The sequence below is a fragment of the Streptomyces sp. NPDC004721 genome (assembly GCF_053601495.1).
In genome coordinates this window covers 1-1,259 of record NZ_JBSGBZ010000160.1, presented here as the reverse complement: position 1 = coordinate 1,259, position 1,259 = coordinate 1, and the positions used below count along the sequence as shown (strand labels likewise).

Here is a 1,259-nt window from a genome sequence, read left to right as displayed (position 1 = left end):
GTTGAGGCAGGTGACGGAGGAGAAGCGGCGCAGGAGGGCGATGACCTTGAGGGCGTCGTCGGTGCTCCAGCCCCACTGCGGGTACATGGCGAACAGCGGGATGTGGCTGAAGACCACGATGGGGGTGTCCGACGACAGTCCGGCGATGTCCTTGCGGACGAAGTCGATCTGGGCGTTGCCGAGGTGGCCGAGCTTCTCCAGGCTCAGGGTGTTGACCAGGGCGATGAAGTGCACGCCGTGGGTGTCGAAGCTGTACCAGCCGTCGCCGAGTGTGCCCGTGCCGAAGGTCCGCCGGTAGGCGCGGCCCGCGTCGCCGATGGAGTCGTGCTCGCCGGGCACGGTGAAGACGCGGTCTGTCTTCATACCGGTCATCATCTGCTTGACCTGGTCGAACTGCCCTGCCGTGGACAGGTGGGTCAGGTCGCCGCTGTGCATGACGAAGTCGGGCCGGAAACCGAGCGAGTTGACCTGGTGGATCGCTTCGGTGAACGAGCCGGCCACATCCATGTTCGCCGGCCCCTGGAAGCCGATGTGGCTGTCGGAGACCTGCACGAACCGCAGCGCCCCGCTCGCCGTCGTGCGGGCTCCCGCAGCGGCGGTTCCGGCGGCGGTGGTTCCGGGGATGCCGCGGGTGTCGGCGATGTGGCTGATCACCTCTCCACTGGCCACGGTCAGCACTACGGCCCCGCCGAACCACCCAGCATGCCGGAGGAGTTGGCGCCGGGACATGCCGTGTTCACGGGCGGGCAGCTCGGTGTCACCCAGCGGTGCTCGTTGGTGAGGGTCGTGGTATTCGGTCATCAGGTCACCTCCACGGTGGCGGTCATGAACGGATGGATGGTGCAGAGGTAGTGGTAGGTGCCGGGTTTGGTGAACGTGTAGCGGTAGGTGGCGTGGGTGGCCAGGGCGGCCGAATGCAGCGGGCCGCCCGATCCGGCGCTGGTCACGGTGTGGGCGTCGGTGTCCTGGTTGGTCCAGGTCACCGTCGTGCCCGCTTTGACCTTCAGCGTGGCCGGGGCGAACGCGAAGTTCTTGATCGCCACGGCGTTCCCCGACACCGGTGCGGCCGGCGTACTGGGGCTCGGGGGGCGCATGGGCATGCTCATGCCGGGCATGGGCGAGGCACCGGGAGCGGAGCCCGCCGCGTTCCCCGGCCCGGCGGAGGCACCGGGCATGCCGGCCGTCTGGTGCTGACCCTGCCCCGGTGTGATGGCGCCGGCACCGGTGGCCGAGGAATGCGACGACTGGCCGCATGCGCT

2 protein-coding genes are annotated in these 1,259 nt (G+C 68.9%); both read right to left on the bottom strand.

Annotation, left to right across the window (positions count from 1 at the left end; translation table 11 throughout):
- Window positions 1-801, bottom strand: an 801-nt coding sequence (locus ACWEK3_RS42420; protein WP_450547767.1) for a metallophosphoesterase family protein, incomplete at its 3' end; no start/stop codon positions are given.
- Window positions 801-1,259 (bottom strand): cupredoxin domain-containing protein (locus tag ACWEK3_RS42415; RefSeq protein WP_453252277.1); only part of this gene is annotated, 459 nt, incomplete at its 5' end. The genes ACWEK3_RS42415 and ACWEK3_RS42420, both read right to left, overlap by 1 nt.